The 26670-nt window shown below is 71.3% G+C and carries 26 protein-coding genes and 1 pseudogene; 20 read left to right on the top strand and 7 right to left on the bottom strand.

Translation table 11 applies throughout. The features are described from left to right. Positions 1 to 82 precede the first annotated feature (82 nt). On the bottom strand, positions 83 to 1249 hold the full coding sequence (locus ACVBD7_RS12820; protein ID WP_458093625.1) for an MFS transporter: 1167 nt from the start codon (positions 1247 to 1249) through the stop codon (positions 83 to 85). A gap of 117 nt (positions 1250 to 1366) precedes the next feature. Between ACVBD7_RS12820 and ACVBD7_RS12825 the strand changes: the two genes are divergently transcribed. The 9 genes and pseudogenes from ACVBD7_RS12825 to ACVBD7_RS12865 all read left to right on the top strand — a co-directional run bounded on the left by ACVBD7_RS12825 (position 1367) and on the right by ACVBD7_RS12865 (position 9649). Continuing rightward, positions 1367 to 2299, top strand: a complete 933-nt coding sequence (locus ACVBD7_RS12825; protein ID WP_458093626.1) for a LysR substrate-binding domain-containing protein — start codon at positions 1367 to 1369, stop codon at positions 2297 to 2299. Positions 2300 to 2307: 8 nt separating this feature from the next. Beyond that, on the top strand, positions 2308 to 3099 hold the full coding sequence (locus tag ACVBD7_RS12830; RefSeq protein WP_458093627.1) for an SDR family oxidoreductase: 792 nt from the start codon (positions 2308 to 2310) through the stop codon (positions 3097 to 3099). Then, on the top strand, positions 3096 to 3509 hold the full coding sequence (locus ACVBD7_RS12835; RefSeq protein WP_458093628.1) for a dihydroneopterin aldolase: 414 nt from the start codon (positions 3096 to 3098) through the stop codon (positions 3507 to 3509). Before ACVBD7_RS12830 ends, ACVBD7_RS12835 begins: the two co-directional genes overlap by 4 nt. A 299-nt stretch (positions 3510 to 3808) precedes the next feature. Continuing rightward, positions 3809 to 5848, top strand: a pseudogene (gene uvrC / locus ACVBD7_RS12840) (excinuclease ABC subunit UvrC); the annotation flags it as partial. A 234-nt stretch (positions 5849 to 6082) separates the two neighbouring features. Beyond that, complete coding sequence (pgsA, locus tag ACVBD7_RS12845) at positions 6083 to 6715, top strand: CDP-diacylglycerol--glycerol-3-phosphate 3-phosphatidyltransferase (protein ID WP_458093629.1); 633 nt, start codon at positions 6083 to 6085, stop codon at positions 6713 to 6715. A 107-nt stretch (positions 6716 to 6822) separates the two neighbouring features. After that, positions 6823 to 7530, top strand: coding sequence for a hypothetical protein (locus tag ACVBD7_RS12850; RefSeq protein WP_458093630.1), 708 nt, complete (start codon positions 6823 to 6825; stop codon positions 7528 to 7530). A 27-nt stretch (positions 7531 to 7557) separates the two neighbouring features. Further along, the gene (gene moaD, locus ACVBD7_RS12855) at positions 7558 to 7809 is read left to right on the top strand and encodes a molybdopterin converting factor subunit 1 (RefSeq protein WP_458093631.1); all 252 of its coding nucleotides are present in this window, start codon (positions 7558 to 7560) and stop codon (positions 7807 to 7809) included. Positions 7810 to 7814: 5 nt separating this feature from the next. Then, positions 7815 to 8270, top strand: coding sequence for a molybdenum cofactor biosynthesis protein MoaE (locus tag ACVBD7_RS12860; RefSeq protein ID WP_458093632.1), 456 nt, complete (start codon positions 7815 to 7817; stop codon positions 8268 to 8270). Then, positions 8261 to 9649, top strand: a complete 1389-nt coding sequence (locus tag ACVBD7_RS12865; protein WP_458093633.1) for a hypothetical protein — start codon at positions 8261 to 8263, stop codon at positions 9647 to 9649. The genes ACVBD7_RS12860 and ACVBD7_RS12865 overlap by 10 nt, the downstream gene beginning before the upstream one ends. A 36-nt stretch (positions 9650 to 9685) precedes the next feature. On the opposite strand, the gene ACVBD7_RS12870 is transcribed toward ACVBD7_RS12865, so the two are convergent. From ACVBD7_RS12870 to ACVBD7_RS12880, 3 genes are all read right to left on the bottom strand, one after another. Beyond that, positions 9686 to 10453, bottom strand: coding sequence for a transglycosylase SLT domain-containing protein (locus ACVBD7_RS12870; protein ID WP_458093634.1), 768 nt, complete (start codon positions 10451 to 10453; stop codon positions 9686 to 9688). A gap of 56 nt (positions 10454 to 10509) precedes the next feature. Next, on the bottom strand, positions 10510 to 11004 hold the full coding sequence (locus tag ACVBD7_RS12875; protein WP_458093635.1) for a low affinity iron permease family protein: 495 nt from the start codon (positions 11002 to 11004) through the stop codon (positions 10510 to 10512). Between the two features lie 70 nt (positions 11005 to 11074). After that, complete coding sequence (locus ACVBD7_RS12880; RefSeq protein ID WP_458093636.1) at positions 11075 to 13552, bottom strand: PAS domain-containing protein; 2478 nt, start codon at positions 13550 to 13552, stop codon at positions 11075 to 11077. A gap of 337 nt (positions 13553 to 13889) precedes the next feature. Here ACVBD7_RS12880 and ACVBD7_RS12885 point away from each other — a divergent pair, with 337 nt between their 5' ends. Continuing rightward, positions 13890 to 14345: a hypothetical protein gene (locus ACVBD7_RS12885; protein WP_458093637.1), complete on the top strand. Its 456-nt coding sequence runs from the start codon at positions 13890 to 13892 to the stop codon at positions 14343 to 14345. A gap of 43 nt (positions 14346 to 14388) precedes the next feature. On the opposite strand, the gene ACVBD7_RS12890 is transcribed toward ACVBD7_RS12885, so the two are convergent. The 3 genes from ACVBD7_RS12890 to ACVBD7_RS12900 form a co-directional block, all read right to left on the bottom strand. Further along, positions 14389 to 14832 (bottom strand): PaaI family thioesterase, encoded by a 444-nt coding sequence (locus ACVBD7_RS12890; RefSeq protein ID WP_458093638.1) that lies wholly within the window; start codon positions 14830 to 14832, stop codon positions 14389 to 14391. After that, entirely contained in the window at positions 14829 to 16910 is a 2082-nt protein-coding gene (locus ACVBD7_RS12895; RefSeq protein ID WP_458093639.1) for a 3-hydroxyacyl-CoA dehydrogenase NAD-binding domain-containing protein, read from the bottom strand. The genes ACVBD7_RS12890 and ACVBD7_RS12895 overlap by 4 nt, the downstream gene beginning before the upstream one ends. 140 nt (positions 16911 to 17050) lie before the next feature. Then, a complete protein-coding gene (locus ACVBD7_RS12900) occupies positions 17051 to 18562 on the bottom strand; it encodes a sensor domain-containing diguanylate cyclase (RefSeq protein ID WP_458093640.1) in 1512 nt (503 codons plus the stop codon). Between the two features lie 389 nt (positions 18563 to 18951). Between ACVBD7_RS12900 and ACVBD7_RS12905 the strand changes: the two genes are divergently transcribed. Genes ACVBD7_RS12905 through ACVBD7_RS12950 form a run of 10 tightly spaced genes read left to right on the top strand, consistent with a single transcriptional unit; the run spans position 18952 to position 26625 of the window. Next, on the top strand, positions 18952 to 19668 hold the full coding sequence (locus tag ACVBD7_RS12905; protein WP_458093641.1) for a heme ABC transporter permease: 717 nt from the start codon (positions 18952 to 18954) through the stop codon (positions 19666 to 19668). Continuing rightward, positions 19665 to 19811: a hypothetical protein gene (locus ACVBD7_RS12910; RefSeq protein ID WP_458093642.1), complete on the top strand. Its 147-nt coding sequence runs from the start codon at positions 19665 to 19667 to the stop codon at positions 19809 to 19811. The genes ACVBD7_RS12905 and ACVBD7_RS12910 overlap by 4 nt, the downstream gene beginning before the upstream one ends. Next, positions 19808 to 20365 carry a cytochrome c maturation protein CcmE gene (gene ccmE / locus ACVBD7_RS12915; protein ID WP_458093643.1) on the top strand — a complete coding sequence of 186 codons (558 nt, stop codon included), beginning with the start codon at positions 19808 to 19810 and terminating at the stop codon, positions 20363 to 20365. Before ACVBD7_RS12910 ends, ccmE begins: the two co-directional genes overlap by 4 nt. Then, positions 20362 to 22332 (top strand): heme lyase CcmF/NrfE family subunit, encoded by a 1971-nt coding sequence (locus ACVBD7_RS12920; RefSeq protein ID WP_458093644.1) that lies wholly within the window; start codon positions 20362 to 20364, stop codon positions 22330 to 22332. The genes ccmE and ACVBD7_RS12920 overlap by 4 nt, the downstream gene beginning before the upstream one ends. Beyond that, complete coding sequence (locus tag ACVBD7_RS12925; protein ID WP_458093645.1) at positions 22329 to 22904, top strand: DsbE family thiol:disulfide interchange protein; 576 nt, start codon at positions 22329 to 22331, stop codon at positions 22902 to 22904. The genes ACVBD7_RS12920 and ACVBD7_RS12925 overlap by 4 nt, the downstream gene beginning before the upstream one ends. After that, the gene (locus ACVBD7_RS12930) at positions 22901 to 23353 is read left to right on the top strand and encodes a cytochrome c-type biogenesis protein (protein ID WP_458093646.1); all 453 of its coding nucleotides are present in this window, start codon (positions 22901 to 22903) and stop codon (positions 23351 to 23353) included. The genes ACVBD7_RS12925 and ACVBD7_RS12930 overlap by 4 nt, the downstream gene beginning before the upstream one ends. Continuing rightward, positions 23350 to 24138 carry a c-type cytochrome biogenesis protein CcmI gene (ccmI, locus tag ACVBD7_RS12935; RefSeq protein WP_458093647.1) on the top strand — a complete coding sequence of 263 codons (789 nt, stop codon included), beginning with the start codon at positions 23350 to 23352 and terminating at the stop codon, positions 24136 to 24138. Before ACVBD7_RS12930 ends, ccmI begins: the two co-directional genes overlap by 4 nt. After that, positions 24135 to 25562: an NAD(P)-binding domain-containing protein gene (locus ACVBD7_RS12940; RefSeq protein ID WP_458093648.1), complete on the top strand. Its 1428-nt coding sequence runs from the start codon at positions 24135 to 24137 to the stop codon at positions 25560 to 25562. Before ccmI ends, ACVBD7_RS12940 begins: the two co-directional genes overlap by 4 nt. Then, positions 25559 to 26059, top strand: a complete 501-nt coding sequence (locus ACVBD7_RS12945) for a CMD domain-containing protein (RefSeq protein WP_458093649.1) — start codon at positions 25559 to 25561, stop codon at positions 26057 to 26059. Before ACVBD7_RS12940 ends, ACVBD7_RS12945 begins: the two co-directional genes overlap by 4 nt. Further along, complete coding sequence (locus tag ACVBD7_RS12950; protein ID WP_458093650.1) at positions 26056 to 26625, top strand: peroxidase-related enzyme; 570 nt, start codon at positions 26056 to 26058, stop codon at positions 26623 to 26625. The genes ACVBD7_RS12945 and ACVBD7_RS12950 overlap by 4 nt, the downstream gene beginning before the upstream one ends. Positions 26626 to 26670 lie beyond the last annotated feature (45 nt).

Here is a 26670-nt window from a genome sequence, read left to right on the forward strand (position 1 = left end):
CCCGGATCGCCGCATGGCGGCGACGGGAGACTGCCGCATGCGGCAGAGGCACGCCACCCACGGGCGGCGCGCTCCCTCCTGCCTAGGCCACCGCGGGGGCGAGTTGGCGCTCGCGCCGCAGCGACGGCGAGGCGAGCAAGATGGCCGCCACCGGAAACGCCGCCGCGAAGAGCGGCACGGTGGCGAGCCCCGGCCCGTGGTCGATCACCACCCCGCCCGCCCAGGCGCCAAGCGCGTTGCCCAGGTTGAAGGCCGCAATGTTGAGGCTGGAAGCGAGGCTCTGCCCCGCACCCTCGGCCCGTTGCAGCACCCAGATCTGCAGCGGCGCCACGGTGGCGAAGCCGGTCGCGCCCAGCAGCCCGATCGAGACGATGGCAAGAATGCCGTTGCCCATGGTCAGCGCCATCAGCAGCAGAACCACGGCGAGCGCGCCCATCGAGCCGAGCAGCGCGCGCCCGACATTCCGGTCCGCCAGCCTGCCGCCAAGGAGGTTGCCCACCACCAGCCCGCCACCAAAGACGAGCAGAATGGGCGAGACGGCCGCGTCGGCGAAGCCGCTGATCCGCGTCAGCATGGGCGCGACATAGGTGAATACCGCGAAGACGCCGGCGAAGCCGAACACGGTGGTGAGCAGCGCGATGACGACAGGGCCACGGGCCATGGCGCGCAGGTCGGCACGCCAATCGGAGGCTTCCGGGGCCGCCGTGCCCTTGGGCACGAGCAGGGCAATGATGGCCAGCGCCGCAATTCCGACCAGCGTCACCGCCCAGAAGGTGGCGCGCCAGCCCATGTGCTGGCCGAGCCAGGTGCCGAAGGGCACGCCGAGGATGTTGGCGATCGTCAGCCCCGTGAACATGGTGGCGATGGCCGAAGCGCGCTTGTCCGGCGCGACCAGCTCGGTGGCGACCACCGAGCCGACGCCGAAGAAGGTGCCGTGGGAAAAGGCCGTCAGCACGCGGGCGGCCATGAGAAGCCCGTAGCTGGGCGCCAGCGCGCAGGCGGCATTGCCGATGGTGAAGACGACCATGAGGGCGATCAGCGTGGTCTTGCGCGGCCATCGGGCGGTGAAGGTGGTCAGCAGCGGCGCGCCGATGACCACGCCGAGGGCGTAGCCGGAGATGAGCATGCCGGCCGCGGCGAGCGAGACGCCGAGATCGGCACCGACCTCGATCAGCAGGCCCATGATGACGAATTCGGTGACGCCGATGCCGAAGGCGCCGACGGTAAGGGCATAGAGGGCAAGTGGCACGAGAGGGGTCCTTTTGCGGCAGCGGTTCTGTCCGTTGCCGGAGCACATGGACCAGTTCCGGGCCGTGAATTAGCCTGCCGCTGGGAACAGCATCTGTGAAACGGCGGAACAGGGCGTATGGAGGTTAACCGCTCCGGCGAGATGGAGGTCTTCGTCCGCGTCGTGGAGTTGGGCGGTTTCTCGGCCGCGGCGCGTGCGATGCGAATGTCGCCCTCCGCCGTCAGCAAGCTCGTCGCCCGGCTGGAGGCGAGGCTCGGGGCACGGCTGGTGCAGCGCTCCACCCGCAAGCTGCAGCTGACACCGGAGGGAAGCGCCTTCTATGAGAGGGCCACCCGCATCCTGGCAGATCTCGAAGAAGCGGAGCGCGGCGTGGCCTCGGGCGAGCGGCCTGCCGGGCGGGTGCGGCTGAGCGTGAATGCCTCCTTCACCACCCATGTGCTGGCCCCGCTGCTGCCGGACTTCCTCGCCCGCCACCCCGAGGTCACGCTGGATATCCTGCAGACCGATGCGGTGATCGACCTGATGGAGGAGCGCACCGACATCGCCGTGCGCTTCGGCCCGCTGCGGGGCGCGGGCCTGGTCGCGCGCAAGCTCGGGGCGACGCGACTTCTGATCGTCGGCGCCCCGTCTCTGCTGGCCCGCACGGGCACACCGCGAACGCCCGCGGAGCTGGAGGGGCATGGGCGCCTCGGCTTCAACTACGCCCGGCTGCGGGAGGGCTGGCCCCTTATGCGGGACGGGCAGGTGGTGGCCCTGCCCGTCACCGGCCGCGTGCAGGTGAATGACGGCGAGGCGCTGCGGCAACTCGCCCTCGCCGGGGCCGGGCTTGCGCGACTGGCTGCCTTCACCGTGGCGGAAGACATCGCGGCCGGCCGGCTGGTTCCGGTGCTGGAGGACCACAACCCCGGCGACCTGGAGGAGGTGCATGCCCTGTGGCTCGGCGGCGGCAAGCTGCCGGCGCGGGTGCGGGCCGTGCTGGATTTCCTGGCAGAACGGGCCCGGATTCCCGAGACGGCGGCCTCCCCGGGCGCCCTCACCGGCCCCATCTAGAACGCGACATGGCCATCCCCTCCCCCATCCCCCGCGTCGCACTGGTCACGGGCAGCGCCAAGCGAATTGGGCGGGCTATCGCCCTTGCCCTCGCCGGCGCCGGCTTCGACCTGGCCCTCCATCATCGCGACAGCCGGGACGAGGCCGAGGAGACGGCGGCCGCCGTGCGCGCCGCGGGCCGCCGCGCCACCATCCTCCGCGCCGACCTCGCGCGGGAGGCGGAGGTGGAGCAGTTGATCCCGGACGCCACCGCCGCGCTCGGCCCAGTGGGGGTGCTGGTGAACAACGCCTCTACATTCGAGCGGGACGAGTGGGACAGCGCCACCCGCGAGAGCTGGGACCGGCACCTCGAGCCGAACCTGCGCGCACCTTTCGTGTTGACGCAGGCCATGGCGCTGGCCCTGCCGGATGGAGCGGAAGGCGCGGTGGTGAACCTGCTGGACCAGCGGGTGCTGTCCCTTACCCCGCATTTCGTCTCCTACACCGTGTCCAAGGCGGCGCTCTGGGCACTGACCCAGTCGATGGCGCTTGCCCTGGCCCCGCGCATCCGTGTGAACGGAATTGGGCCTGGCCCCACCGTGGCCAGCACGCGGCAGACCCCCGAGCAATTTTACGCCCAGTGCGAGAGCACGCCCCTGCACCATGGATCGAGCCCGGAGGAGGTAGCCCGGGCGGTGCTGGCCATCCTTTCCCTGCCCGCCATGACCGGGCAGATGATCGCGCTCGATGGCGGGCAGCACTTGCAATGGTCACCTGGCCCGTCGGCCCTTCGGCTTGGTCATGGGGGACCAGAAGAATGAATGCCTATGTCCCGGATGCTGCGCGCGGGTTGCGCCGCGTTTTCGTGCGCGACCTGGTGGTGAACGCGCGGCTGGGAATCCTGCCCCGGGAGGAGGCCGCGCCGCAGCGCGTGGTGATTGGGATCGAGCTGCTGGTGGCTGATGAATCCGCGCCCTCGGGCGTGGGCCCGGATCGGCTTGAGCGGGTGGTCGACTATGCTGCGGCGGCGGAGCGGGCGCGGGCCGTGGTGGCCAGCGGCCACATCCGGCTCGCCGAGACCCTGGCCGAGCGCATCGCCCTGTCCTGCCTGGAGGACCATCGCGTCGCCTCTGCCCGGGTCACGATCGAGAAGCCTGACATCCTGCCCGATGTGGGGGCCGTGGGAGTGAGCGTGGAAAGGGTGCGCGACACGGGCCCGTCACAATCATGACTTTGTCAACGCGATCACAGAAAGTTGAGTGAAATCCATCCCCTGACGGAAAGACCTTCCCCGTCCGGTTCTCAAACCGGGCCGGATGGTCAATGTGAACGAAGCATGAAAGCCCAGATTTCAGTCAAAAGCAACAAAGTCAGTAGGTTAAGTTATTGCCCAAATTTCAGGCAGCGGCGTCGGAACCCCTTATCCGCCGAGGCCGGAACCCTCATCGGGGGCCTGTGTCCACAAGCTTATCCACAGGTTCGGGGGACAACCGCGCTGAGCGGGGCTGAAACCCAACGGAAACAAGCCTGATGGCCTTCTCGAACGAACAGACCACCCCCGTCTCCCCCATCGAAGGCCGGGAGGTAATCGAGCGCGCCCTCACCACCCTGCCCTTCGCCCCCGGCGTGTACCGGATGCTCGATGCCAAGGGGGACGCCCTCTATGTCGGCAAGGCGCGCAGCCTGAAGAAGCGCGTCTACGCCTACACCCAGGTTCACAAGCTGCCCGACCGGCTGAAGCGGATGGTCTTCGAGACCCGGCACCTGGAGGTCATCACCACCGCCTCCGAGGCCGAGGCGCTGCTGCTTGAGGCCAATCTGATCAAGCGGCTGAGGCCGCGGTACAACATCGTCCTCCGCGACGATAAGTCCTATCCCTGGCTCGTCATCACGGAAGATCATCCTTACCCGCAGATCGCCAAGCATCGCGGCGAGCGGCGGAAGGGCGCCTCCTACTGGGGTCCCTTCGCCTCGGCCTGGGCGGTGAACCAGACGCTGACGGCGCTGCAGCGCGTGTTCCTGCTGCGCTCCTGCCGGGACACGGTGTTCGAGAACCGCTCCCGCCCCTGCCTGCTGCACCAGATCCGCCGCTGCTCCGCCCCCTGCGTCGAGCGGGTCTCGAAGGAGGAGTATGGCGAGCTGGTGCGCGAGGCGACGCAGTTCCTCTCCGGCGAGACGCCCTCCATCCAGAAGCGGCTGGCCAAGGAGATGGAGGAGGCGGCCGAGCGGCTGGAATTCGAGCGCGCGGCGGCCATCCGGGACCGCATCCGCGGCCTGACCCATGTGCAGGGCCGCGACCGCATCAATCTGGACGGCGTCGGCGATGCCGATGTGGTGGCGCTGCACCAGGCGGCGGGCCAGGCCTGCGTGCAGGTCTTCTTCTTCCGCGGCGGGCGGAACAACGGCAACCGTCCCTTCTTCCTCTCAGGCATCCGGGCCGATGCGGAGCCGGCGGAGGTCATCACCGCCTTCCTCGGCCAGCTCTATGACGACCTGCCGCCCCCGCCCCTCGTCCTTGTCTCCCACGATCTGCCCGAGGCGGATCTGGTGGCGGAGGCGCTGTGCCTGCGGGCCGACCGCAAGGTGGAGGTCCACGCCCCCAAGCGCGGCGACAAGCGCGCGGCAGTGGAGCACGCCCAGACCAACGCGCGCGAGGCGCTGGAGCGCAAGCTGGCCGAGGGCGCGGCCCAGGGCGAGCTGCTGGAAGGGGTCGCGAAGGTATTCGATCTCTCCTCCATCCCTGAGCGGATCGAGATCTACGACAACTCCCATATCCAGGGCACGAACGCCTATGGTGTGATGGTCGTGGCCGGGCCCGCGGGCTTCCTGAAGAACGCCTATCGCAAGTTCTCCATCCAGGGCGGCGGCACCCGGGCCGCGCCCGGCCCGGGGAAGGGTCGCAAGGGCGCCGAGTCCGGCCCAGCCCCCGCCGATGTCAGCGGCGTAGAGCCCCTGGCGCAGGAGGATGTGCGCGCCCTGGCCCATGACGCCGCCGGCCGCACCGCGGTGAAAACCACCGGCGGCCCGCGCGGCGGCGACGACTTCGCCATGATGCGCGAGGTCTTCGAGCGCCGCTTCGGCCGCGCCCTGAAGGAGGACCCGGAGCGGGAGAGCGGCACCTGGCCCGACCTGGTGCTGATCGACGGCGGCCTGGGCCAGCTCAATGCCGCCCGCGACATCCTGACCGAGATGGGCATCCACGACGTGCCGCTGGTCGCCGTCGCCAAGGGGCCGGACCGGGATGCGGGGCGGGAATGGTTCCACCGCACGGGGGCGGAGCCGATCCAGCTGCCGCCGCGCGACCCCGTCCTCTACTACCTGCAGCGGTTGCGGGACGAGGCGCACCGCTTCGCCATCACCACCCATCGCGCCGGCCGGTCCAAGTCGCTGATCCGGAGCGAGCTGGACGACATCCCCGGAGTCGGCACCGCCATCAAGCGCGCGCTGCTGAACCATTTCGGCTCGGCGCGCGGCGTGCGGAATGCCTCGCGGGAGGATCTGACGAACGGCCCGGGCATCGGCCCGGCGGTCGCCCGGCGCGTCTACGAGCACTTCCATCCCGGCACCACCGGCCCCGCCGAAGCCGCGAAGCCCCGCCCTGCTGCCCGAAAGGGCGCCCGGGTGAAGGCCGCGCCCGTCTCCATCCTGGCCGAGGCACCGGAGGACGGTCCGGATAATGGGCCGGAGGGAGAGGGCGGACCGCCCCAGGCGGCGGACGCGCTCGGCCATGAGGTGGAGGGGTGATCCGGGCCCGCGTTCCCCCATCGGCCGATCTGGGTTAGGGGAGGCGGCAAGGAGACGCGGATGCCCACCGACCTTCCGAACCTGCTGACGCTCTCCCGCATCGCGGCGATCCCGCTGCTGATCGCGCTGATGTTCCTGCGGACGCCCGTGGGGGACATCCTGTCCTGCGCCGTCTTCTCCGCGGCCGCGATCACGGACTACTTCGACGGCAAGATCGCCCGCGAGCGCGGCTCCCTCTCTGCCTTCGGCCGGATGCTGGACCCGATCGCCGACAAACTGCTGGTCGGCGCTGCTCTCATGCTGCTGGCCGGAATGGAACGGCTCTCCCCGCTCGGCCTGCTTCCCGCCATTGTCATCATGCTACGCGAAATCCTCGTCTCCGGCCTGCGGGAGTACCTGGCGGGGCTTCGGATCGGCCTGCCGGTCACGAAGCTGGCCAAGTGGAAGACGGGGTTCCAGATGGGTTCCATCGGCACGATCGTGGCCGGGGACAGCGGCGCTTCCGCCATCGGGCTGGGCTTCCTGCCCATCTCTTGGCTCGGGGAAGCCGGGCTCTGGGTGGCCGCCGCTCTCACCCTGGTGACGGGCTGGGACTACATGACGGCCGGCATGCGCCATGCGGCGGCCGAGGACATGGCCGGCCGCAGGGCACAGGCCCTGGACGCGGAGAGGAGCCGGGGCGAGGCCGGGTAGCAAGACAGGCCCTGCGCGCGCATCTTGCGGTGCAGCGAATCCCAGCCCTTCTAACAGCAATGCACGAGAGGCCCGCCCGACGGGCCGATCCGAAAGGACCTCGAACCATGGACCGCATCCGCCCCTCCCGAGCGGGCCTGCCGGGTCTGCCGCTCACCATCCTACCGCTCGCCCTGCTGCTTGGCGGCTGCTTCGGCGATGTCGACTTCGCCCCCTTCGGCCGGCGGGACCCGATCGGCGCGCCCGACAGCCTGACCGTGCGCCGTGTGATGGGCACGCCCGCCGAGGTTCCGGCGCTGGAGCCTGAGCCCGGCAATGTGTGGCCCGGCGAGGAAGCCCCGCGCGCCACCCTGCAGAACCCGGACGCCGCGACGGTGCCGCCGCAGGACCGCACCCGGTCCGAGGGGCTGGAGCGCGCCCAGGGCCGCGGCCGCGCGCCGGACGGCCCGACGCCGCGCGCCGCGACCGAGCGCGGCCCCTATGTGCCGCCCGAGGCCGCACCTAACCCGCGCGCGCCCCTGCCCGGCACTGTCACCCCGCGCCGCCGCGGCAGCTCCGAGCCGTTGCCGCCGCTCGATCCGCCGCCCTTGCCCCGCGCCGGCGTGCCGCAGGGCGCCTATCCCTCCCCGCCCGCTCCGCGGGTCGAGGGCACGGTGATCCCGACCCCGGGCGGCCCCGCCACCATCACCGGCGGTGCGGGCAGCGTCCAGACCTATACCCAGCCCGGCGTGGGCAGCGGCACCGCCATCCGCCAGGGCGGCACGACGACGCTGATCGGTCCGGACGGCGGCATCCAGGTGGTGCCGACGCCCTGATGAGCATTTTGGGCTGAGGGCCGGGCGATGAAGATTCTCTACTTCGCCTGGCTGCGCCAGCGCGCCGGGATTGGGGAGGAGCAGGTTTCCCCCCCGCCCGAGGTGCGGGATGTGGGCGAGCTGATGCGCTGGCTCGCCACGCGCTCCCCCGGCCATGCCCAGGCCTTCGCCGACCTGGCCCAGGTGCGGGCGGCGGTGAACCAGGACTTTTGCGGCCCCGATCATCCGGTGAAGCCGGGCGACGAGGTGGCCTTCTTCCCCCCCGTGACGGGCGGGTAGGGCTTATGGCCGTCACCCCCACCATCCGCGTGCAGGAGGCGGGCTTCGACCTGGAGGCAGAGACCGCGGCGCTCTCGGCCGGGCGGGTGGATGTCGGCGGGATTGCCAGCTTCGTCGGGCTGTGCCGGGCCGATGACGGGCTGCAGGCCCTTGTCCTCGAGCACTACCCGGGCATGACCGAGCGCGCGATCGCCAGCATCGCTGAACAGGCCTGTGAGCGCTGGCCGTTGAGCGGCTGCACCGTCATCCACCGCCACGGCCGCATCCTGCCGGGCGAGGGGATCGTGCTGGTGCTGGCCGCCAGCCGCCACCGCGTGGCCGCGCTGGAAGCCTGCGCCTTCCTGATCGACTGGCTGAAGACCGGCGCCCCCTTCTGGAAGCGTGAGGAGTTCGCCGGCGGCACGGAGCGCTGGGTGGAGGCGCGGCAGGAGGACGAGGCGCGCTCGCGCGAATGGGGCTGAAGCCCCTTTCCTCGATACTGGTGGGGGCGCTGATGCTTGCCTGGCCGGCGCTGCTGGCGGGCTATCCCCTGGTGTTCAGTGATACGGCCGCCTTCCTGCAGCAGACGCTCGGCCCGCTGATGATCTGGGACAAACCCTGGATCTACGGGCCACTCGCCTTCCCCTTTCATTGGCATACCAGCCTGTGGCCGGTGGTGGTGGGGCAGGCGCTGATGCTGTCGCATCTGCTGTGGCTGATGCTGCGCGCTTTCGGCGGCGGGGCCGCACCGGCGCGGCACCTGCTGCTCTGCGGTCTCATCGCGGCGCTCACGGCCGCGCCGTTCAGCGTCGCGCTGGTCATGCCGGATGTCCTCACCCCCGCCGTCGTGCTCTGCGCGCTGCTGGTGGGCTTCGGCCGCGCTGCCCTCTCCCGCCGGGAGGTTCTGTGGCTGACGGTGCTGGCGGCCGTCGGCACCGCCGCGCATCTCTCCCACTTGCCCCTGCTCGGCGCACTGATGGTGGTCTCGCTTTTCGCGGGATGGCGCGCCGCCGCGCGGGTGGCGGTTCCGTTGGCGGGAGCCGTGGCGCTGCTGCTCGCGACGAATCTGGCCGGCCACGGGCGTCTCTCGCTCTCGCCCTACGGTTCCACATTCCTGATGGCGCGGATGATCGCCAACGGTCCGGCGATCGACGCCATCGACGCGGCCTGCCCCGAGGCCGGCTGGGCCCTCTGCGCCTTCAAGGGCGCGCGGCTGGATCCCTACGGTCCCCGCGCCTGCATCCTTCGCCAGTGCCCGCGCGAGCTGCTGCCGAGCGACATCCTTCTCTGGGAGCCGACCAGCCCCATCAACCAGGACGAGAACGGCCGCCCGCGCGACTTCGGCGGCCGCGCCCTGTCCGGCGAGGCGCGGGAGATTCTGCGCGAGACTATCCGGCGGGACCCGCTGGGCGTGGCCTGGGATGCCGTGCGGGACACCTTGACCCAGCTCTTCGCCCGCAACCGCCTCGGCGACACGCTGGAGCGCCGGCATATCGGCGAAGGCCTGCTCGGCTCCATCCAGGCCTTCGGCCCCGCCGAGGCCGCGCGGTTCCAGGCCGGCGCGCAGTGGCGCGGGGCGATGCCGGCGCTGGTCGGGCCGCTGCTCTGGGTGCAGGGGCCAGTGCTGGCACTGGGCGCGCTGGCCCTTGCGGTCCTGGGTTGGCGGATGCGGCGGGACAGGGTAGCGCTCGGGCTGGCGATCGGGATCGGCATCGGCCTGCTTGCCAATGCCTTCGCCACGGGAGCGCTGAGCGGGCCGCATGACCGTTACGGGGCACGCCTGGCCTGGGTGCTGGTGATGGGGGCTTTCCTGCTGGCCGTGCGGCGGCTGGCCCCGGTTGCGTCAGCCCACCGAACCTAGAGCATCAATCCCGCCCGGACGGGCTGAGGTCTCTCACTACCGGCGCAGGCACGCCATCCGTGGCCTCGTGTTGCGCGGCATCGGCAATGGCACCGGCCGGTTCACGCCCGGCCGCATGAAGCGCCGCGCCTCGGCACGACCGCCGATCAGCAGGGCGGGCTGCAGGCCGGGGGCGCAGAGATTGGCCAGGCCGCGCATGGCCGGCAGCGGCACGGCGCCGCCACGTCCCCAGGCGGTGCCCAGCCGGGCCAGGGCAACGCGGCGGTTATAGGCGGCGCCGCGCTCGGCCTCGCCGGAATGGTAGCGGCCGATGGCCGCGCCCCAATCGGGGCTGCCGGCGCGCAGGCTGTTCAGGAAGCGGGCGGCGTAGCGGGTGTTGGTCGCGGGATCGAAGGCGGCGTCGAGGGACGCGAAGGCGGCGGGGTGATGCATCAGGTTCACCTGCATGCAGCCCACATCGATGGAGCGGATGCCGCGGGCCTGCAGCGCGGCGACGGCGGCGACGGCGGCGGCCTTGGTGGGGGCGGTTCCGCCATCCCCCTCAGCGTTCCAGCTCCAGGGCCAGGCTTCCGGGCGACCGGTTGGAGAGGCGCGCCCGGCCTCGACGAGCGCGATGGCGCCGAGCAGGCCTTCAGGGATACCAGAGCCCGGCTCTACCGCGGCGATGGCACGGCGGCAGGCAGACCAGTCATCCGCGGCCGGTGCCTGGGCACGAGCCGCCTCTGGCGCGAGGGCAGCCAGCAGAATCACGCCGGACAGGATGGGGCCGGACAGGGCGGAGAAGGACAGGGTGCGGCGCGGCATGGGCGGGGAGGTCGCCGTCCCGCGCGCCGGGGTCAAGAAAAAGGGTCGGGAGGCGGTCAGCCCACCGCGGCATCCGCGGCCTGGCTGGCGCGCCGGTTGGCGCGATCCTCGGCCCGGTCGGCAGCGTCCTCGGCAGCTTCGGCCGTGCGGGCGCGCCTCTCGCAGGCGGCGCGGATTCGGTCCAGCTCCTCCTCGGTCAGGTGCTCGATGCCAATATAGGCGTTGCCGGCTGCACTGGTACGGATCAGCTCGTCGAGCTTCGCCTGAATGGCCGCGCCGTCGCGGTTCTGGGTGTTCTGGATGAGGAAGACCATCAGGAAGGTGACGATGGTCGTGCCCGTGTTGATGACGAGCTGCCAGGTATCCGAAAAGCCGAAGAAGGGGCCCGACACCGCCCAGGCGATCACGGTCACGACGCAGAGGATGAAGGTCATCGGCCGGCCGGTGGCCTGGGCCACGCGGCTGGCCACCGTGTTGAACAGCTTTGAGAAGGTCATGGCGTAGGGGCGTACCGCGGTTCGCGCCAGGAACTGGATTCGCGCCGCGTCCATCACAAGGGTTAGACGAGCCGGCCTGCGAGACGTTTCCGCGAATTCATCCCGGATCCAGCAGAGCGCCGGCTCAGCCCTTCTCGATGATCGCCTTGATGCGGGTGGCCAGTGCCTCCATCGCGAAGGGCTTGGTCAGCACATGCATGCCGGGCTCCAGGTGCCCGTTCCCGATCGCGGCGTTCTCGGCATAGCCGGTGATGAACAGCACGGGCAGTTCAGGGCGGGCCTGTCGCCCGGCATCGGCGACCTGCCGACCATTCATGCCCCCGGGCAGGCCGACATCTGTGATGAGAAGGTCGAGGCGTGAGTCGGAGCGCAGGACGCGGAGCGCCGCGGCGCCGTCGGCCGCCTCGATCGCGGCGTAGCCCAGCTCCTGCAGAACCTCGGCCACCAGCATGCGGATGGTGGGCTCGTCATCGACCACCAGCACCGTCTCGCCGGCGCGGGCGCGCGGCAGGACGGCGTGGACGGGGCCCTCCGCCCCTTCCTCGGCCTCGCCCCAGTGACGGGGGAGGTAGAGGCGCATCGTGGTCCCCTCCCCCACCTCGGAATAGATCCGCACATGCCCGCCGGACTGGCGCGCGAAGCCGTAGATCATGGACAGGCCAAGGCCCGTGCCCTGGCCGATCGGCTTGGTGGTGAAGAAGGGGTCGAAGGCGCGCGCGATGACGTCGGGCGGCATGCCGGTGCCCGTATCAGTGACGCAGATGGTGACGTACTGGCCGGCAGCCATGTCGCGCTCCCGCGCCGCGCGCTCGTCCACCCAGGAGTTCACGGTCTCGATGGTCAGGCGCCCGCCGCCGGGCATGGCGTCGCGCGCGTTGATCGCGAGGTTGAGGATCGCGTTCTCGAGCTGGTGCGGGTCGCACAGGGTGGGCCAGAGGCCGACGGCCAGCACCGTCTCCACCTCGATGGATGGGCCCATGGTGCGGCGGATCAGCTCCTCCATGCCCTGGATCAGCCGGTTAGGCTGGGTCGGACGGGGATCGAGCGTCTGCCGGCGGGAGAAGGCAAGCAGGCGGTGGGTGAGCGCCGCCGCGCGATCGGCGGCGCCCTGGGCGGCGGCGACGTAGCGCTCCACCTGCTCCGTCCGGCCCTGGGCGACGCGCGCGCGTAGCAGCTCCAGGCTGCCGACGATGCCCGTCAGAAGGTTATTGAAGTCATGGGCGATGCCGCCGGTGAGCTGGCCGACAGCCTCCATCTTCTGGCTCTGCCGCAGCGCCTCCTCGGCCTGGCGCAGGGCCTCGTTGCGCTCCTTCTCCTCGGTCACGTCGCGCCCGACGGCGCTGATCATCCCCTCGGCGACATTGGCCGACCAGCTGATCCAGCGCCACGTGCCGTCCTTGCAGCGGTAGCGGTCCTCGGAGCGGAACAGGGCTTCACCCCGGTTCAACGCCGCGAGACGACCGTGGGCGCCGGCCTGGTCCTCGGGATGGATGAGGTCGAAAACCGGGCGGCCGACCAGCTCAGCCTCGTCCCAGCCCAGCACGGTCGTCCATGCCGGGTTCACCGCTACGATCCCACCGTCCAGCCGGGCGACGAGCATGATATCGGCCGAGAGAAGCCACAGGCGGTTGCGGTCAGCGGTGCGGGCGGCGACCTCGGATTCCAGCCCTTCGTTCAGGGCGCGGAGCCGGGCCTCCGTGCGCTTGGTCGCGGTGATGTCGTAGATCACGCCGCTGAAGCGCAGGTCCGCCGTCTCGGCGTCGCGCAGGTACTCGCCGCGGCGCATCAGCCAGCGCAGCTCGCCCGTGTCGGCGCGGCGGATGCGGAACTCGGCCTCGGCCGGGCCCTGGCCGGAACCGGGCGCCTCGCCCCCGCCCGCACTGGTCATCGCCCTCTCGGTCATTCCGGTCTCAATGACCGGCGGGTCACCCGGGTGCACCACGGCGTTGATCGTCCGCAGCGGCAGGTCCTGGGCGGGCTGGAGACCGAGAAGCTGGCAGAACTGGTTGGAGACGGCAGCGGTGCCGAAGCCGGCGATGTACTCGAAAGTGCCGATGCCGCCCGCGGTCTGGGCGATGCGCAGCCGTTCCTCGGCGCGCTTCTGGTCGGTGATGTCCACCAGCGTGCCGACGAAGCGAGCCCCGCCCGCCGCATCCGGGTAGAGGCGGCCGCGGCCATGGACCCAGCGGAAGGAGCCGCCGGGCAGCAGGACGCGGTACTCCTTCGAGAAGAGTTCCGCCCCGCGCAGGATGGCGCCGATGGCGAGCCGGATGCGAGGCTGGTCCTCGGGGTGGATGATGGAGAAGAAAGCGCCCGGCCCGATGCCCTGCGCTGCATTCTCGGGCGAGAGGCCGTAGAGCGAGGCGAAATGTCGGTCCCCGACGATCCGCCGCGCGGGCACGTCCCAGTCCCAGGAGGCCATGATGCCCGATGTGGTGAGGGCATCGCGCAGGCGCTGCGCCTCGTCCGACGCGTCCGTCTGGGCGCGCACCGCAGCCTCGCTGGCGGGCGCTGCATTGCGTGGGGTGCGCTCGGCCAGGCGGCGCAGCGCCGCGCCGCCCTCCCCTTCCCTCTCCGGCGCCGGGCCGGTGTCCGCGGTCACGGCCGCCGGGACCCCCGGAGCGGGGCACGGGCCAAAGCCGCGGCATTCGGCCGAAAACTGGGAAGAACCTGAGCCGGGGACGTCGCGGTCCGCCGCAGCGGCTGGCCAGGAGGCCGGCCCACGGCCATGCCTGGGGCCGCGCCGGGGGCGGGATGGGTCAAAGTCGGGCTGTCCTCACGCGCCGCGCGGGCGGCTGAGCCAGCAATGGCCAGCTTCGCGGGCGCAATCAAGGGTCGTCCACACCGCCGCGCAGGAACGATCCTCAACAGTGTCCGCCCGCCCACGCGCAACCCCGGCCACATCCCGGGCGATAGGCCCCCAGACCCTGGAGGGACCCATGCACGCCAAGATCACCGTCCATACCGCGCCGGACCGACTTCTCGCCTGGCTGTCGGAGCCGGGCAATGCCCGGTTCTGGTTCGCGCATCTGCGCCACGAGGCCGATTCGCTTCCCGATGCCGGGGTGAGCGCCGACCCGTCCGCCCGCACCGTTCGCTGGACCACTGCCCCCGCCGGGGAGATGGTGGTCACGGGATCGGGCCAAGTGGCCGAGCTCTCCCTCACCTTTGCCGAGGGCGACCATGTTCCCGAGCCGCCGGCGGAGGAGATGAGCCCCGACGACGCGCCCACCAATGCCGGCAATGCGCTGCGGAGCATCAAGAGCCATCTGGAAGCCGCCGAGGGCGGCGACCCCGACCTGCACACCCGCGGCATCGTCTCTCGGGAGGATGCGGAGGAGGCGCAGCGGGAGATCGAGGAGGATCCCGAGCACAGCGGCACGCCGCTGCGCTGATCCAGCCCGGCGGGGGGAGAGGTACCCCCCCGCAGGTTGCTGGTCAGGCCGGGTCGGTTTCCGCTTTGGCGGCGCCGGGCTTCACCGCCAGCACCTTCCACACCCCATCGGCAGCAGCGACAAGACGGTCACCGACCGTGAGGGTGCCGCGGACGAAGGCGACGGAATTCGCCAGGCGCAGGATTTCCCCGCGCGCCTCGAGAAACTCCCCGGGACGAGCTGCGGCCATGAAATGCGTGTTCAGCTGCATGGTCACCGAGGGGCGGAGGCCGGTGGCGTGCCAGACCGCCAGCCCCAGCGTGTTGTCCAGCAGCGTGACCAGCATCCCGCCATGAACGATGCCGTGGCCATTGGCATGGCGGGACTCGGCAAGAAGCCCGTAAGCCCAGCCATCGCCCTCGGGGCGGGACCAGAGCGGGCCGGTAAGGCCGGAGAAGCCAATGGGCGGGCGCGCGGCCCAGCCCTCGGCCTCGGGGTCGAAGGTCATGCGGCGGCCTTCTCGTCGATGGCGGCGAAGCTGCCGCCCTCATCCGCCAGTCGCACGAGGAGGGCGGCGGGCTGCAGGGTGTCGTCGCCCGAGGCGGCGGCGAATTCGCGCAAGCGGGCGACGATCTCCGGCAGGCCGCGTGCATCGGCGTAGAACATCGGGCCGCCAGTCCAGGCGGGCCAGCCATAGCCGTTGAGCCAGACCGTATCGATGTCGCCGGCCCGCGCCGCGATGCCTTCTTCGAGGATGCGCGCGCCCTCGTTGATCATCGGCAGGAGGAGCCGGTCCAGGATCTCGTCCTGCGCAAGGGCGCGGCGCGCGATGCCCTGTTCCGCCGAGACCCGCTCGATGAGAGCAACCACCTCCGGGTCCGGCGTGCCGGTGCGGCCATCGCCGGAGTAGTCGTAGTAGCCGCGCTTGGTCTTCTGGCCGAGGCGCCCTGCCTCGCAGAGCGCGTCGGCCACGGGCGAGGTCTTGCCGGTCGCCTTGCGGATGCGCCAGCCGATGTCGAGGCCCGCAAGGTCGGACATGGCGAAGGGGCCCATGCGGAAGCCGAAATCGGTCAGCGCCTTGTCCACCTGCTCGGGCAGGGCGCCCTCCTGCAGCAGGCGCTCGGCCTGGGCGGTGCGGCGCGAGAGCATGCGGTTGCCGATGAAGCCGTAGCAGACGCCGGAAACGACCGGGACCTTGGCCAGCTTCCGGCCCAGTTCCACCGCGGTGGCCAGGGCGTCGGGTGCCGTCTGCGCGCCGCGCACCACCTCCAGCAGCTTCATGACGTTGGCAGGGGAGAAGAAGTGCATGCCCAGCACGTCGCCCGGACGGGTGGTGCTGGCCGCGATCTCATCCACGTCGAGATAGGAGGTGTTGGTGGCGAGCACGGCACCGGGCTTGGCGATGCCCTGCAGCTTGCCGAAGATCTCCTTCTTCAGCCCCATCTCCTCGAACACCGCCTCCACCACCACATCGGCGCCCGACGCGGCCTCAAGCCCGACCTTGCCCTCGATCAGGCCCATGCGCTTGGCCCGGGCTTCCTCGGTCAGGCTGCCGCGCTTCACTGACATGGCGTAGTTGCCTTCCACGCGCTCCAGCCCGCGCTGCAGGTTCTCCTCGGTGGTCTCAATCAGCGTCACGGGGATGCCGGCATTGGCGAAGCTCATCGCGATGCCGCCGCCCATGGTGCCGGCGCCGATAACCGCCGCGCGCGCGACGGGGCGAGCCGCCGTGCCCTTGGGCAGGCCGGGGATGCGGGCGGCTGCGCGTTCGGCGAAGAAGACGTGGCGCAGGGCCTTGCTGCGCGGGTCGTCCCGCAGGCGGAGAAAATGGGCGCGCTCCACCGCCAGCCCCTCGTCGAAGGGCTTTTCGAAGCAGGCACGGACGGCATCGACGCAGGCGGCGACGCTGGGGTTGTCGGCGTGCTTCTTCAGCAGGGCGGCAGCAGCGGCCTCGAAGGCTTCGCGGTCACCCAGATCCGTGCGGTCCCGCGCCGGGGCGGGAAGCGTGCCGTCGGCGAGGCGGAGGGCAAGGGCCTTGGCGGCGGCCAGCACGTCCTCGGCCACCTCGTCCACAAGCCCGTTCGCCTGGGCCTCCCCGGCGGAGATGGGATTGCCCTCGGCCATGATCTTCAGCGCCGGGCCGGCGCCGATCACGCGGGGGAGGCGCTGCGTGCCGCCGGCGCCGGGCAGGATGCCAAGCTTGACCTCAGGCAGGCCAAGCTTGGCGGAGGGTACGGCAACGCGCGCGTGGCAGCCCAGCGCAACCTCAAGCCCGCCACCCAGCGCCGCGCCGTTGATGGCGGCGACCACGGGCTTGGAAAGGGATTCGAGGAGGGCGAGGGTCTCGGGCAGGCTCGGCGGCACGGGCGGCTTGCCGAACTCGCTGATATCGGCGCCAGCGATGAAGGTGCGGCCCTCTGCCGCGATCACCACAGCCCGCACGGCCGGATCGGCCGCGGCGGCATCGGCGGCCCGCTTCAGCCCGCCGCGCACGGCGGCGCTGAGCGCGTTCACCGGCGGGTTGGCGATGCGGATGACCGCGACGCCCTCCTCCAGGGTGGTCGTCACGGGCTCTTGCTGGGCCATTTGCCGGTTTCCTCGCTTCCCAACAAATCCTTGTTTTCACGATGAAAACAGGAAATCTGACGGGCAGGAGGAAAGAGCCGGGCGGCGTCGGCGTCAAGCACCGTCCCTTCACGGAGCGCTTGGCCCCCAGGAGGGCGGGCCTAGGCTGCGCGAACGAAGGCGACGGGCTTGTTGCGCTTCGCCTCGTAAAGTGCGGCATCAGCAAGGGCGATCGCCTCGGTCAGGGACGGCGCGTCCCGCGGCACCACGGCGATGCCCACGCTGCAGCCGAGGCGCAGCGGGCCGGCCGGGCTAGGCAGCCCCTCCCGCAATGCGGCATTCAGCCGGGCCCCGACCTCGCGCGCGGCCTCCCTCGCCTGCTCCGGCGGCCCGGGAAGGCAGAGGACGAACTCGTCCCCGCCCGTGCGGACGGCGGCATCGCCGATACGGGTGTTGTTGCGCAGCCAGTCGCCGATTCCTGCGAGAACGGCGTCGCCGGCGGCATGCCCGTAGCGGTCGTTGATAGGCTTGAAGCCGTCCAGGTCCATGGCGACGACGGCGCAGTTCGTGGCGCGCTTGGCGTCGGCCATGGTCCAGGCCTCGAAGCCGGCGCGGTTCAGCAGGCCGGTCAGCGGGTCGCGCCAAGCCTGGTCGCGCAGCTCTTCCAACCGCCGCGCCACGTCCCGCCGCTCGGAACTGCCGAGGATGCTCTGGATGGCAAGGCCGTAGCGGCCGGCATTCCACCCGGCCAGGAGCCCACCGAGGGCCGCGACGCCGAGGGTGCCCAGGCCGAGCCAAATGGCAAAGGACCAGAGCGGCGCCAGCACGTCCTCCCGCGCCCGTTCCGCAACGACCATCCAGCCGAGGCTGAGACGGCTGCTCCTGTCCGGACGAGAGGCGGCGAGAATCGACGGGGCTTCTCCGGGCCGCTCGGCCTCCCGCCAGCCGCCGGGGGTGACGGGCTGCGGCCAGGCGCGGCCGCGCTCGCTGTCAGGCCCGAGAAGCACGGTGCCGTCCGCGGAGAGCACGCGCAGCTCGGGCGCGGGCTGCCATGGGGATAGACTGGTCATCTCCTCCCGCACGCCCTGGGCCCAGCGCCAGGTAAGATGGCCGGAGACCACGCCGATCACCTCGCCATCCACACTGCGGACAGGGGCGGCGGCATCGACGAAATAGGCATCCGCGCCACCGCCGCGATCCTCGGGCAGCAGCTTGGCCAGCAGCACCGCGGGGTGGACATCGCCCAGATGGAGCCCCGCGAGGCCGGGGTTGAACCAGGGACGGGCGGCGACGTTCGCGCCCTCCAGCAGGCCGTCGGTGGCGGCGATCACGCGGCCATCGGTGCCGGTGAAGCCGATCCATGAGAAGGTGGGAGAGCGGCTGCGCAGGTCCTCGAGCAGACGGCGGGCGGCGGCCGGGTCGGCCGGGCGCCGCTCGAAGACCTCGAATCGTGCGAGCATCCCGACATCATGGGCCCAGCTGGCCAGGCCGGAATCCAGGCGCTGGGCCATGACGGTGGCAAAGGAGGCGAGACGCGTGCCAGCATCATCAAGCAGACGCTGCCGTTCGGTACGGAGCAGAAGGAGGGAGCCGGCCGTGCCCAGGAGGGCGCAGGCCAGGGCCACCGCGAGGCCCTGGCGCCAGCCGGGGCCGAACCAGTTTTGAAGCCTCATTCGGCCCTCCGCGATGGCGCCCGGGTGATCCCGGCGCTCTCACCATAGGTTGCACAAACGAGGATTTGAATACCGAAGGTTGTATTTTGCGTGGTTGTTGGTCTCTTGGCGGAACACCCCTCCGGCCCCGGCGAGAGAAATCGAGGATCGCCGTGCCGCTGCCTCTCCTGAAGGTGCCTGGCCAGCCCTATCTGCCCCGTCATGACAGCCGGTTTCTTCCGACAATTCCAGCGCGCGGCCGGGCGCGCTAGAACCGGCGCGCTTGCTGCCCCGACGCCCCCGCCCCGGGGGTCTGACCACCGCGTGGACCTCCTGCCCTGACCTCTCCCGCGCCGCTCCTCCACCGCTTCGCCAACCCCGGTCGTTTCCTGCGGGCGACGGCGCGGCTCATGCCCTGGTTGTGGACACTGTCGCTGGCGGTGCTGCTGCCGGCTGCGGGCTGGGCGCTGTTCGTCTCCCCGGCCGACTGGCAGCAGGGGGAGACGGTGCGGATCATGTATGTGCACGTCCCGATGGCCTGGCTGGCGATGGCGGGCTACGCCGGGCTGGCCGTGGCCTCGGTGCTGGCGCTGGTCTGGAAGCATCCGCTGGCGGATCTGGCGGCGCGGGAGCTCTCGCCCGTGGGCGCGGTCGCGACGGCGCTCTGCCTGGCGACCGGCAGCCTGTGGGGGCGGCCGATGTGGGGCACCTGGTGGGCCTGGGATGCGCGGATGACCTCCGTGCTCGTGCTCTTCTTCCTGTGGGTCGGCCATGCGGCGCTGACACGGGCCTTCGAGGATGAGGAGCGCGGAGCGCGGATGGGGGCGATCCTCGCGCTGGTAGGGGTGGTGAACCTGCCGGTTGTTAAGTTCTCGGTGGATTGGTGGAACACACTGCACCAGCCGGCCAGCGTGGCACGGATGGCGGGACCCTCGATGCATGTCTCCATGCTCGGGCCGCTGCTGGCCTGCGCCATCGGGTTCTCGCTGCTGTTCACAACGCTTGTGCTGGCGCGGGTGCGCGCAGCGGTGATGGAGCGGCGGGTGCAGTCGCTTGAACTGGCCCGCGCGCGGGCGGCGGACCGGAATACTGATGACGGGGCGCCGGCCCAGGCGGTGCCGGCATGACGGCGCACTGGATGAATGTGGCCGCGGCCTGGGGGCTGGCGGCGATCGGCTTCGGCGGGCTGGCGCTTGGCGCGGCGCTGCGGCACCGGGCGGCGGCGAGGCGACTGCGGGAGCTGGAGCGCGGCCAGGGAGGAGCAGCATGAGCGGCGCGGCGGCCACACGGGTTGGACTTGGTCTTGCGGCCGCGCGCCGGCGGCGGCGGTTATGGGTGCTGCTGCTCTGCGGGCTGGGGCTGGGGGCCGCGGCAGCGCTGGCGCTGACGGCCTTCCGCGACAACCTCGTCTTCTTCCGCTCTCCCTCCGACATCGCGGCGGCGCCGCCCTCGGATGGGCGGGCCTTCCGCCTGGGCGGCCTCGTGGAGGCGGGAAGCGTGGTGCGCGAGGGGGCGGATGCGCGCTTCCGGGTCACCGATGGTCCGCATCAGGTGGCCGTGACCTATCGCGGCGTGCTGCCGGACCTGTTCCGGGAAGGCCAGGGGGTGGTGGCGCTGGGGCGGATGCGCCCGGATGGCGGCTTCGTCGCCTCCGAGGTGCTGGCGCGGCATGACGAGACCTACATGCCCCCCGAAGTGATGGATGCGCTGAAGCGTAGCGGTCACTGGAACCCCGAGCAGGGCGCGGCACCGCCGGCCGCGGGGTGGAACACGATGCAGACCAATGGGCAGCCCTCTGGGCAGCCAGCCAGGACCGGCGGATGATCCCTGAACTCGGACACTTCGCCCTCGCGCTTGCCCTGGCGCTGGCGCTGGCGCAGGCGGTGCTGCCGCTGGTGGGCGCGCAGCGTGGCGATGCGCGGCTGATGGCGGCGGGCCCTGGGCTGGCAGCGGGCGTGCTGATCGCGGTGGGGTCCGCCTTCGCGGCGCTGCTATGGTCCTTCGGCGTGAACGACACCACCGTTTCCAACGTGGTGCAGAACAGCCATTCGGCGAAGCCGATGCTGTACAAGCTGGCCGGCGCCTGGGGCAACCATGAGGGTTCCATGGTGCTGTGGGTGCTGATCCTGGCGCTGTGCGGGGCGGCGGTGGCGGGCTTCGGGCGCGGGCTACCGGGGGCGCTGCGGGCGCGGGTGCTGTCGGTGCTGGGGATGATCGCGGTGGGGTTCCTCGCCTTCATCCTGGCGACCTCCAATCCCTTCACCCGCGTGTGGCCGCCGGCGGCGGATGGGCAGGGGCTGAACCCCGTGCTGCAGGACCCCGGCCTCGCCTTCCATCCTCCCCTCCTCTACCTCGGTTATGTCGGCACGGCGGTGACCTTCGCCTTTGCCATCGCGGCGCTGATCGAAGGGCGTGTGGATGCGGCCTGGGGGCGCTGGGTGCGGCCCTGGGCGCTGGCATCCTGGTCGTTCCTGACGCTCGGCATCGCGCTGGGGTCCTGGTGGGCCTATTACGAGCTGGGCTGGGGCGGCTACTGGTTCTGGGACCCCGTCGAGAACGCCTCGCTGCTGCCTTGGCTGGCGGGCTGCGCGCTGCTGCATTCCGCGATTGTGGTGGAGAAGCGCGAGGCGCTGAAGACCTGGTCCGTGCTGCTGGCGATCCTGGCGTTTTCCATGTCGCTGCTGGGCACCTTCCTCGTGCGCTCGGGCGTGCTGAACTCGGTGCATGCCTTCGCCAATGACCCGGAGCGCGGGGTGTTCATCCTGGGGCTGCTGGTGCTGACCGTGGGCGGGGCCTTCGCGCTCTTCGCCTGGCGCGCGCCGTCGCTGGCGCCGACGGGGATCTTCGCGCCAATTTCGCGCGAAGGGGCGCTGGTGCTGAACAACCTGCTGCTCTGCACGATCGCGGCGGTGGTGCTGGCGGGCACGCTGTATCCGATGTTCGCGGATCTGATGCTCAAGGCGAAGATTTCGGTCGGGCCGCCCTTCTATCAGGCGACCGTGTTTCCGCTGGCGCTGCCGCTGATCCTGGCCATGGCGGCAGGGCCGTTGATGGCGTGGAAGCGCGCGCGGCCCTGGCCGGTGCTGCAGCGGCTGTGGTGGGCGGCGCTGATCGCGCTGGGCGCCATCGCGGTGGTGTGGCTGGTGCAGGGGCATCCGGTGCTGCCGGCACTGGGCTTCGGCGCGGCGCTGTGGCTGATCCTGGCGGCGCTGACGGATATCGCGGAGCGGATCGCACTGTTCTCTCGGCCGCGCGCCGCTTTCGCGCGTGCGCGCGGGCTGCCGCGGGCGGCCTGGGGCGGTGCGGTGGCGCATGCGGGTTTTGGCGTGATGCTGCTGGGCATGGCCGGGATGGGACTGGCGACGGAGCGGCTGGCCGCGGTGCGGCCGGGGGAGACACTGTCGCTCGGCGGGTATGAGTGGAAGCTGGAGGGGGTGCGCGACGTGGTCGGGCCGAACTGGACCAGCCGCCGCGCGACGGTGACGGTGACACGGGGCGGCGCGCCCGTGACGGTGCTGGAGCCGGAGAAGCGGAACTTCCCGCTGGCGCGGCAGAGCACGACGGAGGCCGCGATCCACACCACGGTGGCGTCGGACCTCTATGCAGTGATGGGCGAGGAGGAGGGCGGGGCCGCGACACTGCGGCTGCACCACAACCCGCTGGCGCCCTGGATCTGGCTAGGCGCCGCGATCATGGCGCTGGGCGGGGGATTGTCGCTGTCCGATCGGCGGGCGCGGGTCGGGGCGCCGGCGCGGCGTGCGGCCCGGGCGGCCGGCGAGGCCTCGGCGTGAGCGAGACGAAGGCGCCCCTGCCCCGCCGGGCACTGCTTTGGGCGCCGCTGGGGCTGGCGGCGGCGGGCGGGCTTGGCTTCTGGGCAATGCTGCGCGGGATGCGCGACGGGTCCTATGACCCGCGCGGCGTGCCCTCCGCATTGATCGGCAAGCCGGCGCCGCGCATGGCGCTTCCGGCGGTGGAGGGTGTCGGCCTTCCGGGCTTCGCGCCTGAGGCGCTGGCCGCGCCGGGTGGGCCGGTTTTGGTCAATTTCTGGGCCTCCTGGTGCGTGCCCTGCGTGGTGGAGCATCCGCAGCTGATGGCGTTGCAGCGGCGCGGCGTGCGTCTGCTGGGCATCAACTACAAGGACAAGCCGGCGGAAGCCGCGCGCTTCCTGACGCGGCACGGCAATCCCTTCCAGGCGCTGGTCGCGGATGCGGATGGACGCGCGGGGATCGAATACGGCCTGTACGGCGTGCCGGAGACCTATCTGATCGACGGGGCGGGGATGATCCGGTGGCGTTGGGCCGGGCCGATGATGCCGGACACGGTCTCGGCCGAGCTGGACGTGCTGTTGCGGCGGCACGCGTGAGGGCGCTTCTTTTCGCGCTGCTGCTAGTGCCGTCGCTCGCCTTCGGGGTGGGGCGGCCGGCGGAGATGCTGCCGGATCCGGCCGCCGAGGCGCGGGCGCAGGAGATCGGGCGCGAGCTGCGCTGCATGGTGTGTCAGAACCAGTCGATCGAGGACAGCGAGGCCGATCTGGCGCGCGATCTGCGGCGGCTTGTGCGTGAGCGCGTAGCGGCGGGAGAGTCCAACGAGGGTGTGCGCGAGTATCTGCACGCGCGCTACGGCGACTTCGTTCTACTGCGTCCGCCCTTCAACCTGGTGACGGCGCCGCTCTGGGCGATCCCGGTGCTTGCGCTGGGCGGGGGCGCCCTGGCGCTGGTGCTGGTGCGCCGACGCACGGGGGGGCGCACCGCGCCGCAGCCGCTCACGGAAGCCGAGCGCGCGCGGCTGGATGCGCTGGAGCGCGAGACGTGACCTGGCTGCTTGCTGCGCTTCTGGCAGTTCTCGCGCTGCTGCCGCTTGCCTGGGCCGTGTGGCGGGCGCCCGGCGCGCTGGATCGCGCTTCGGCGGACCGGGCGCTGTATCGCGCGCAGATGGCGGAGCTGGAGCGGGACAAGGCGCTGGGCCGGTTAGATGAAACCGCCCATGCGGCCGCCTTGCTGGAAGTGCAGCGCCGGCTGCTGGCCGTGCCCGAGGCTGCGCCGGCGCGGGCCGGGGGGCGCGGGCCTGTGCTGGCGGGGCTGGTGGTGGTGCCGGTGCTCGCCTTCTCGGTCTATCTGCTGAACGGCATTCCCGGGATGCCCTCCGCTCCCTACGTCGAGCGGCGCGACGCGCAGGCGCGAGACGACGCGCTGCTCGCCCAACTGCGGGCGCGGCTGGCGGCGGTTCCGGCCGGAAGCATGCAGTCGCGCCAGGGCTGGCTGCTGCTGGCGGAGGCCGAGCGCAATCGCGGCCGGCCGGCGGAGGCAGCTTCCGCGCTGGCGGAGGTGCTGCGCGCGGGGTTCGATCCCGATATCGCCTCACAGCGCGCGCAGGTGATGATCGAGGCCGGGCAGCTCGATGAGGTGTCCGCCTTCCTGGCCGATGCCGTGCCGCGCGCGCCTAGTCATGTGGGGCTGCGCTTCCTCTCGGGGCTTGCCGAGGCGCAGGCCGGGAGGCCGGCGGCGGCGCGGGCCGTCTGGACGGCGCTGATCGCCTCCGCGCCCGAGGATGCGCCCTGGCGGGGAATGGTGGAGCGACGCATGCAGGCCTTGCCATGAACCCGATCGGGCTGGACGCGCTCGAGGCGCGGCTGCGGCAGGACCTTGAGCTGCTGGAACTGCCGGCCAAGCCCTGGGTGCCGGAGCGGCATGCCGCGGATGGGCGCGCGGTGGTCGATGTGGCGATCGTCGGCGCGGGGATGGCAGGGTTGGCGGCGGCGGCGGCGCTGCGGCTGGATGGGGTGGATCGCACGCGCGTGCTGGATCGCGCGGCGCAGGGGCAGGAAGGCCCCTGGGTGACCTATGCGCGGATGGAGACGCTGCGCTCGCCCAAGGGGCTGGCCGGGCCGGCGCTGGGGCTGCCCTCCCTCACCTTCCGCGCCTTCTTCGAGGCGCAGCATGGTGGCGGGGCCTGGGAAACGCTCGGCAAGATCCCGCGCGGGATGTGGATGGACTACCTCAATTGGTATCGCCGGGTGATGGCGGTGCCCGTGCAGAACGGGGTCGAGGTCTCGCTGATCCGGCCACGCGAGGACGGGCTGATCGCGGTGGAGATGCGGGACGCGGCGGAACTGCTCTGCCGGCGGTTGGTTCTGGCGAGCGGACGCGACGGTTTAGGGGCGCATTTCGTGCCGGATATGGCGCGCGGCGTGGACCAGCGGTTCTGGGCGCATTCGCGCGAGGAGATCGACTTCCAGGCACTGCGCGGCAAGCGCGTGGGCGTGGTGGGCGCGGGTGCCTCAGCCATGGACAATGCGGCGACGGCGCTGGAGACGGGCGCGGCGTCGCTGGACCTGTTCGTGCGGCGCGCGGCGCTGCCGCGGGTGAACAAGTTCACGGGCATCGGCAGCCAGGGCGTGGTGCATGGCTTCGCGGGCCTGCCGGACGAGTGGAAGTGGCGCTTCCAGCACTACGCGAATAGCGCGCAGACGCCGCCGCCACGGGACAGCACGATGCGCGTCTCCCGCCATCCGCATGCGCGGCTGCATCTCTCGAGCCCGGTGACGGGCGTGCGGGAGGAGGGCGGCGCGCTGGTGGTGCGGACGCCGCGCGGCGATTTCACGGTGGATTTCCTGATCTTCGCCACGGGCTTCAAGGTAGCCCTGGAGGACCGGCCGGAGCTGGCGCTGATCGCGCCGCATATCCGGCTGTGGCGGGACCGGTTCACGCCGGAGCCCGGGCAGGAAAGCGAGGAGCTGGCCTTCTCGCCCGATCTGGCGCCGGATTTCTCCTTCCAGGAGAAGGTGCCGGGGGAATGCCCGGCGCTGGCGCATATCCATGCCTTCAACTACCCGGCGACGCTGAGCCACGGGAAGCTGACGGGCGATATTCCGGCGATCTCCGCTGGGGCGCGGCGGCTGTCGCAGGGAATCGCGCGATCGCTGTTCGTGGAGGATCGCGAGACGCATTTCGAGCGCCTCGTGGCCTATGACACGCCGGAGCTGCTGGGCGACGAATGGCCCGAGAGGGAGGATGCGGCATGAGCTCGGACGATCTGATCGAGGACATCCTGGGCATCGCGCCCGGATCGCCGCTGGCCGAATTGCGGCGACGCCGGCCGGAGGCGTTGCGCCACGCGCAGGGTGCGTATCGGGAGCTGCTGATGCCGGAGGATCCCGGCAACGTGTCCCATGTGGATCGGGCGGCGCTGGCGTTGCGCGTGGCGCTGCGCGAGGGGGACGGGGCGCTGGCCTCGCGGTGCCGGGCGCTCCTGGACGCCACCGGCGCGCAGGAGGCGATCATGCTCGCCGAGGACATGACCGGAGCACCGATGGAGGGGCGGCTGGCGGCGCTGCTGCGTTATGCAGATGTGGTGGGATCGCATCCGGCGGAGGTGACGCAGGGGACGATCGACGGGCTGTCCGCGATGGGGCTGACGCCGCGGGACATCGTGGCGATCACGCAGCTCGTCTCCTTCGTGCCGTACCAGGTGCGGGTGATTGCCGGGTTGCGGGCGATGCAGGGGGAGACCGCAGCATGAAGCACTTCACGATGGAGGAGGTGGGCTGGACGCCGCGCATCCCGCCCGTGGAGGCGGAGACCGCCACCCCCGCGCAGCTTGCCGCGCTGGAGGCCTGCCCGCCGGCTCAGCGGCGTTCGACCTACTTCCTGACGCTCGCGCAGGACCCGGCCTCGCTGGGCGAGCGCGGGGCGCTGTTCAACTCGGTGATGTATGCGCCGCGCGGGCTGCCGCGGGCGGACCGCGAGTTCTCGACCGCCGTCGTCTCCATGGCGAATGGCTGCGTGTACTGCACCTCCGTCCATGCGCGGCGCTTCGCCGAGCTGTCGAAACAGCCCGAGGCGATGCAGCGCGTGCTGGATGGCGGGCATGCGGTGGAGACGGATCCGCGCCGCCGCGCCATCGCGGATTTCAGCGAGAAGCTGACGCTGACGCCCGGTGCGGTGAATGCCACTGACCTCGCGCCGCTGCGCGCAGTGGGAATGGAGGATCTTGAGGTGCTGGACCTCATCCATTCCATCGCGATGTTCGCCAATGCGAACCGCCTGATGCAGTCTCTGGGCGAATCTGAACCGCCAGCGCCGTAATCGCGCCAGCAAACCTGCAAAAGAAGGAGGGGGTTCGGGGAAGTT

Source organism: Roseomonas sp. WA12, assembly GCF_054165765.1.

Bases quoted from the DNA above. Each gene is read 5' to 3' on its own strand.
- ACVBD7_RS12825 (WP_458093626.1), top strand. From the start codon at position 1,367: ATGGAGGTTAACCGCTCCGGCGAGATGGAGGTCTTCGTCCGCGTCGTG.
- ACVBD7_RS12870 (WP_458093634.1), bottom strand. From the start codon at position 10,453: ATGCCGCGCCGCACCCTGTCCTTCTCCGCCCTGTCCGGCCCCATCCTG.
- ACVBD7_RS12910 (WP_458093642.1), top strand. From the start codon at position 19,665: ATGACGGCGCACTGGATGAATGTGGCCGCGGCCTGGGGGCTGGCGGCG.
- ACVBD7_RS12895 (WP_458093639.1), bottom strand. From the start codon at position 16,910: ATGGCCCAGCAAGAGCCCGTGACGACCACCCTGGAGGAGGGCGTCGCG.
- ACVBD7_RS12830 (WP_458093627.1), top strand. From the start codon at position 2,308: ATGGCCATCCCCTCCCCCATCCCCCGCGTCGCACTGGTCACGGGCAGC.
- ACVBD7_RS12905 (WP_458093641.1), top strand. From the start codon at position 18,952: ATGCCCTGGTTGTGGACACTGTCGCTGGCGGTGCTGCTGCCGGCTGCG.
- ACVBD7_RS12865 (WP_458093633.1), top strand. From the start codon at position 8,261: ATGGGGCTGAAGCCCCTTTCCTCGATACTGGTGGGGGCGCTGATGCTT.
- ACVBD7_RS12860 (WP_458093632.1), top strand. From the start codon at position 7,815: ATGGCCGTCACCCCCACCATCCGCGTGCAGGAGGCGGGCTTCGACCTG.
- ACVBD7_RS12850 (WP_458093630.1), top strand. From the start codon at position 6,823: ATGGACCGCATCCGCCCCTCCCGAGCGGGCCTGCCGGGTCTGCCGCTC.
- ACVBD7_RS12900 (WP_458093640.1), bottom strand. From the start codon at position 18,562: ATGAGGCTTCAAAACTGGTTCGGCCCCGGCTGGCGCCAGGGCCTCGCG.
- ACVBD7_RS12835 (WP_458093628.1), top strand. From the start codon at position 3,096: ATGAATGCCTATGTCCCGGATGCTGCGCGCGGGTTGCGCCGCGTTTTC.
- ACVBD7_RS12875 (WP_458093635.1), bottom strand. From the start codon at position 11,004: ATGGACGCGGCGCGAATCCAGTTCCTGGCGCGAACCGCGGTACGCCCC.
- moaD (WP_458093631.1), top strand. From the start codon at position 7,558: ATGAAGATTCTCTACTTCGCCTGGCTGCGCCAGCGCGCCGGGATTGGG.
- ACVBD7_RS12885 (WP_458093637.1), top strand. From the start codon at position 13,890: ATGCACGCCAAGATCACCGTCCATACCGCGCCGGACCGACTTCTCGCC.
- pgsA (WP_458093629.1), top strand. From the start codon at position 6,083: ATGCCCACCGACCTTCCGAACCTGCTGACGCTCTCCCGCATCGCGGCG.
- ACVBD7_RS12890 (WP_458093638.1), bottom strand. From the start codon at position 14,832: ATGACCTTCGACCCCGAGGCCGAGGGCTGGGCCGCGCGCCCGCCCATT.
- ACVBD7_RS12950 (WP_458093650.1), top strand. From the start codon at position 26,056: ATGAAGCACTTCACGATGGAGGAGGTGGGCTGGACGCCGCGCATCCCG.
- ACVBD7_RS12940 (WP_458093648.1), top strand. From the start codon at position 24,135: ATGAACCCGATCGGGCTGGACGCGCTCGAGGCGCGGCTGCGGCAGGAC.
- ACVBD7_RS12920 (WP_458093644.1), top strand. From the start codon at position 20,362: ATGATCCCTGAACTCGGACACTTCGCCCTCGCGCTTGCCCTGGCGCTG.
- ccmE (WP_458093643.1), top strand. From the start codon at position 19,808: ATGAGCGGCGCGGCGGCCACACGGGTTGGACTTGGTCTTGCGGCCGCG.
- ACVBD7_RS12945 (WP_458093649.1), top strand. From the start codon at position 25,559: ATGAGCTCGGACGATCTGATCGAGGACATCCTGGGCATCGCGCCCGGA.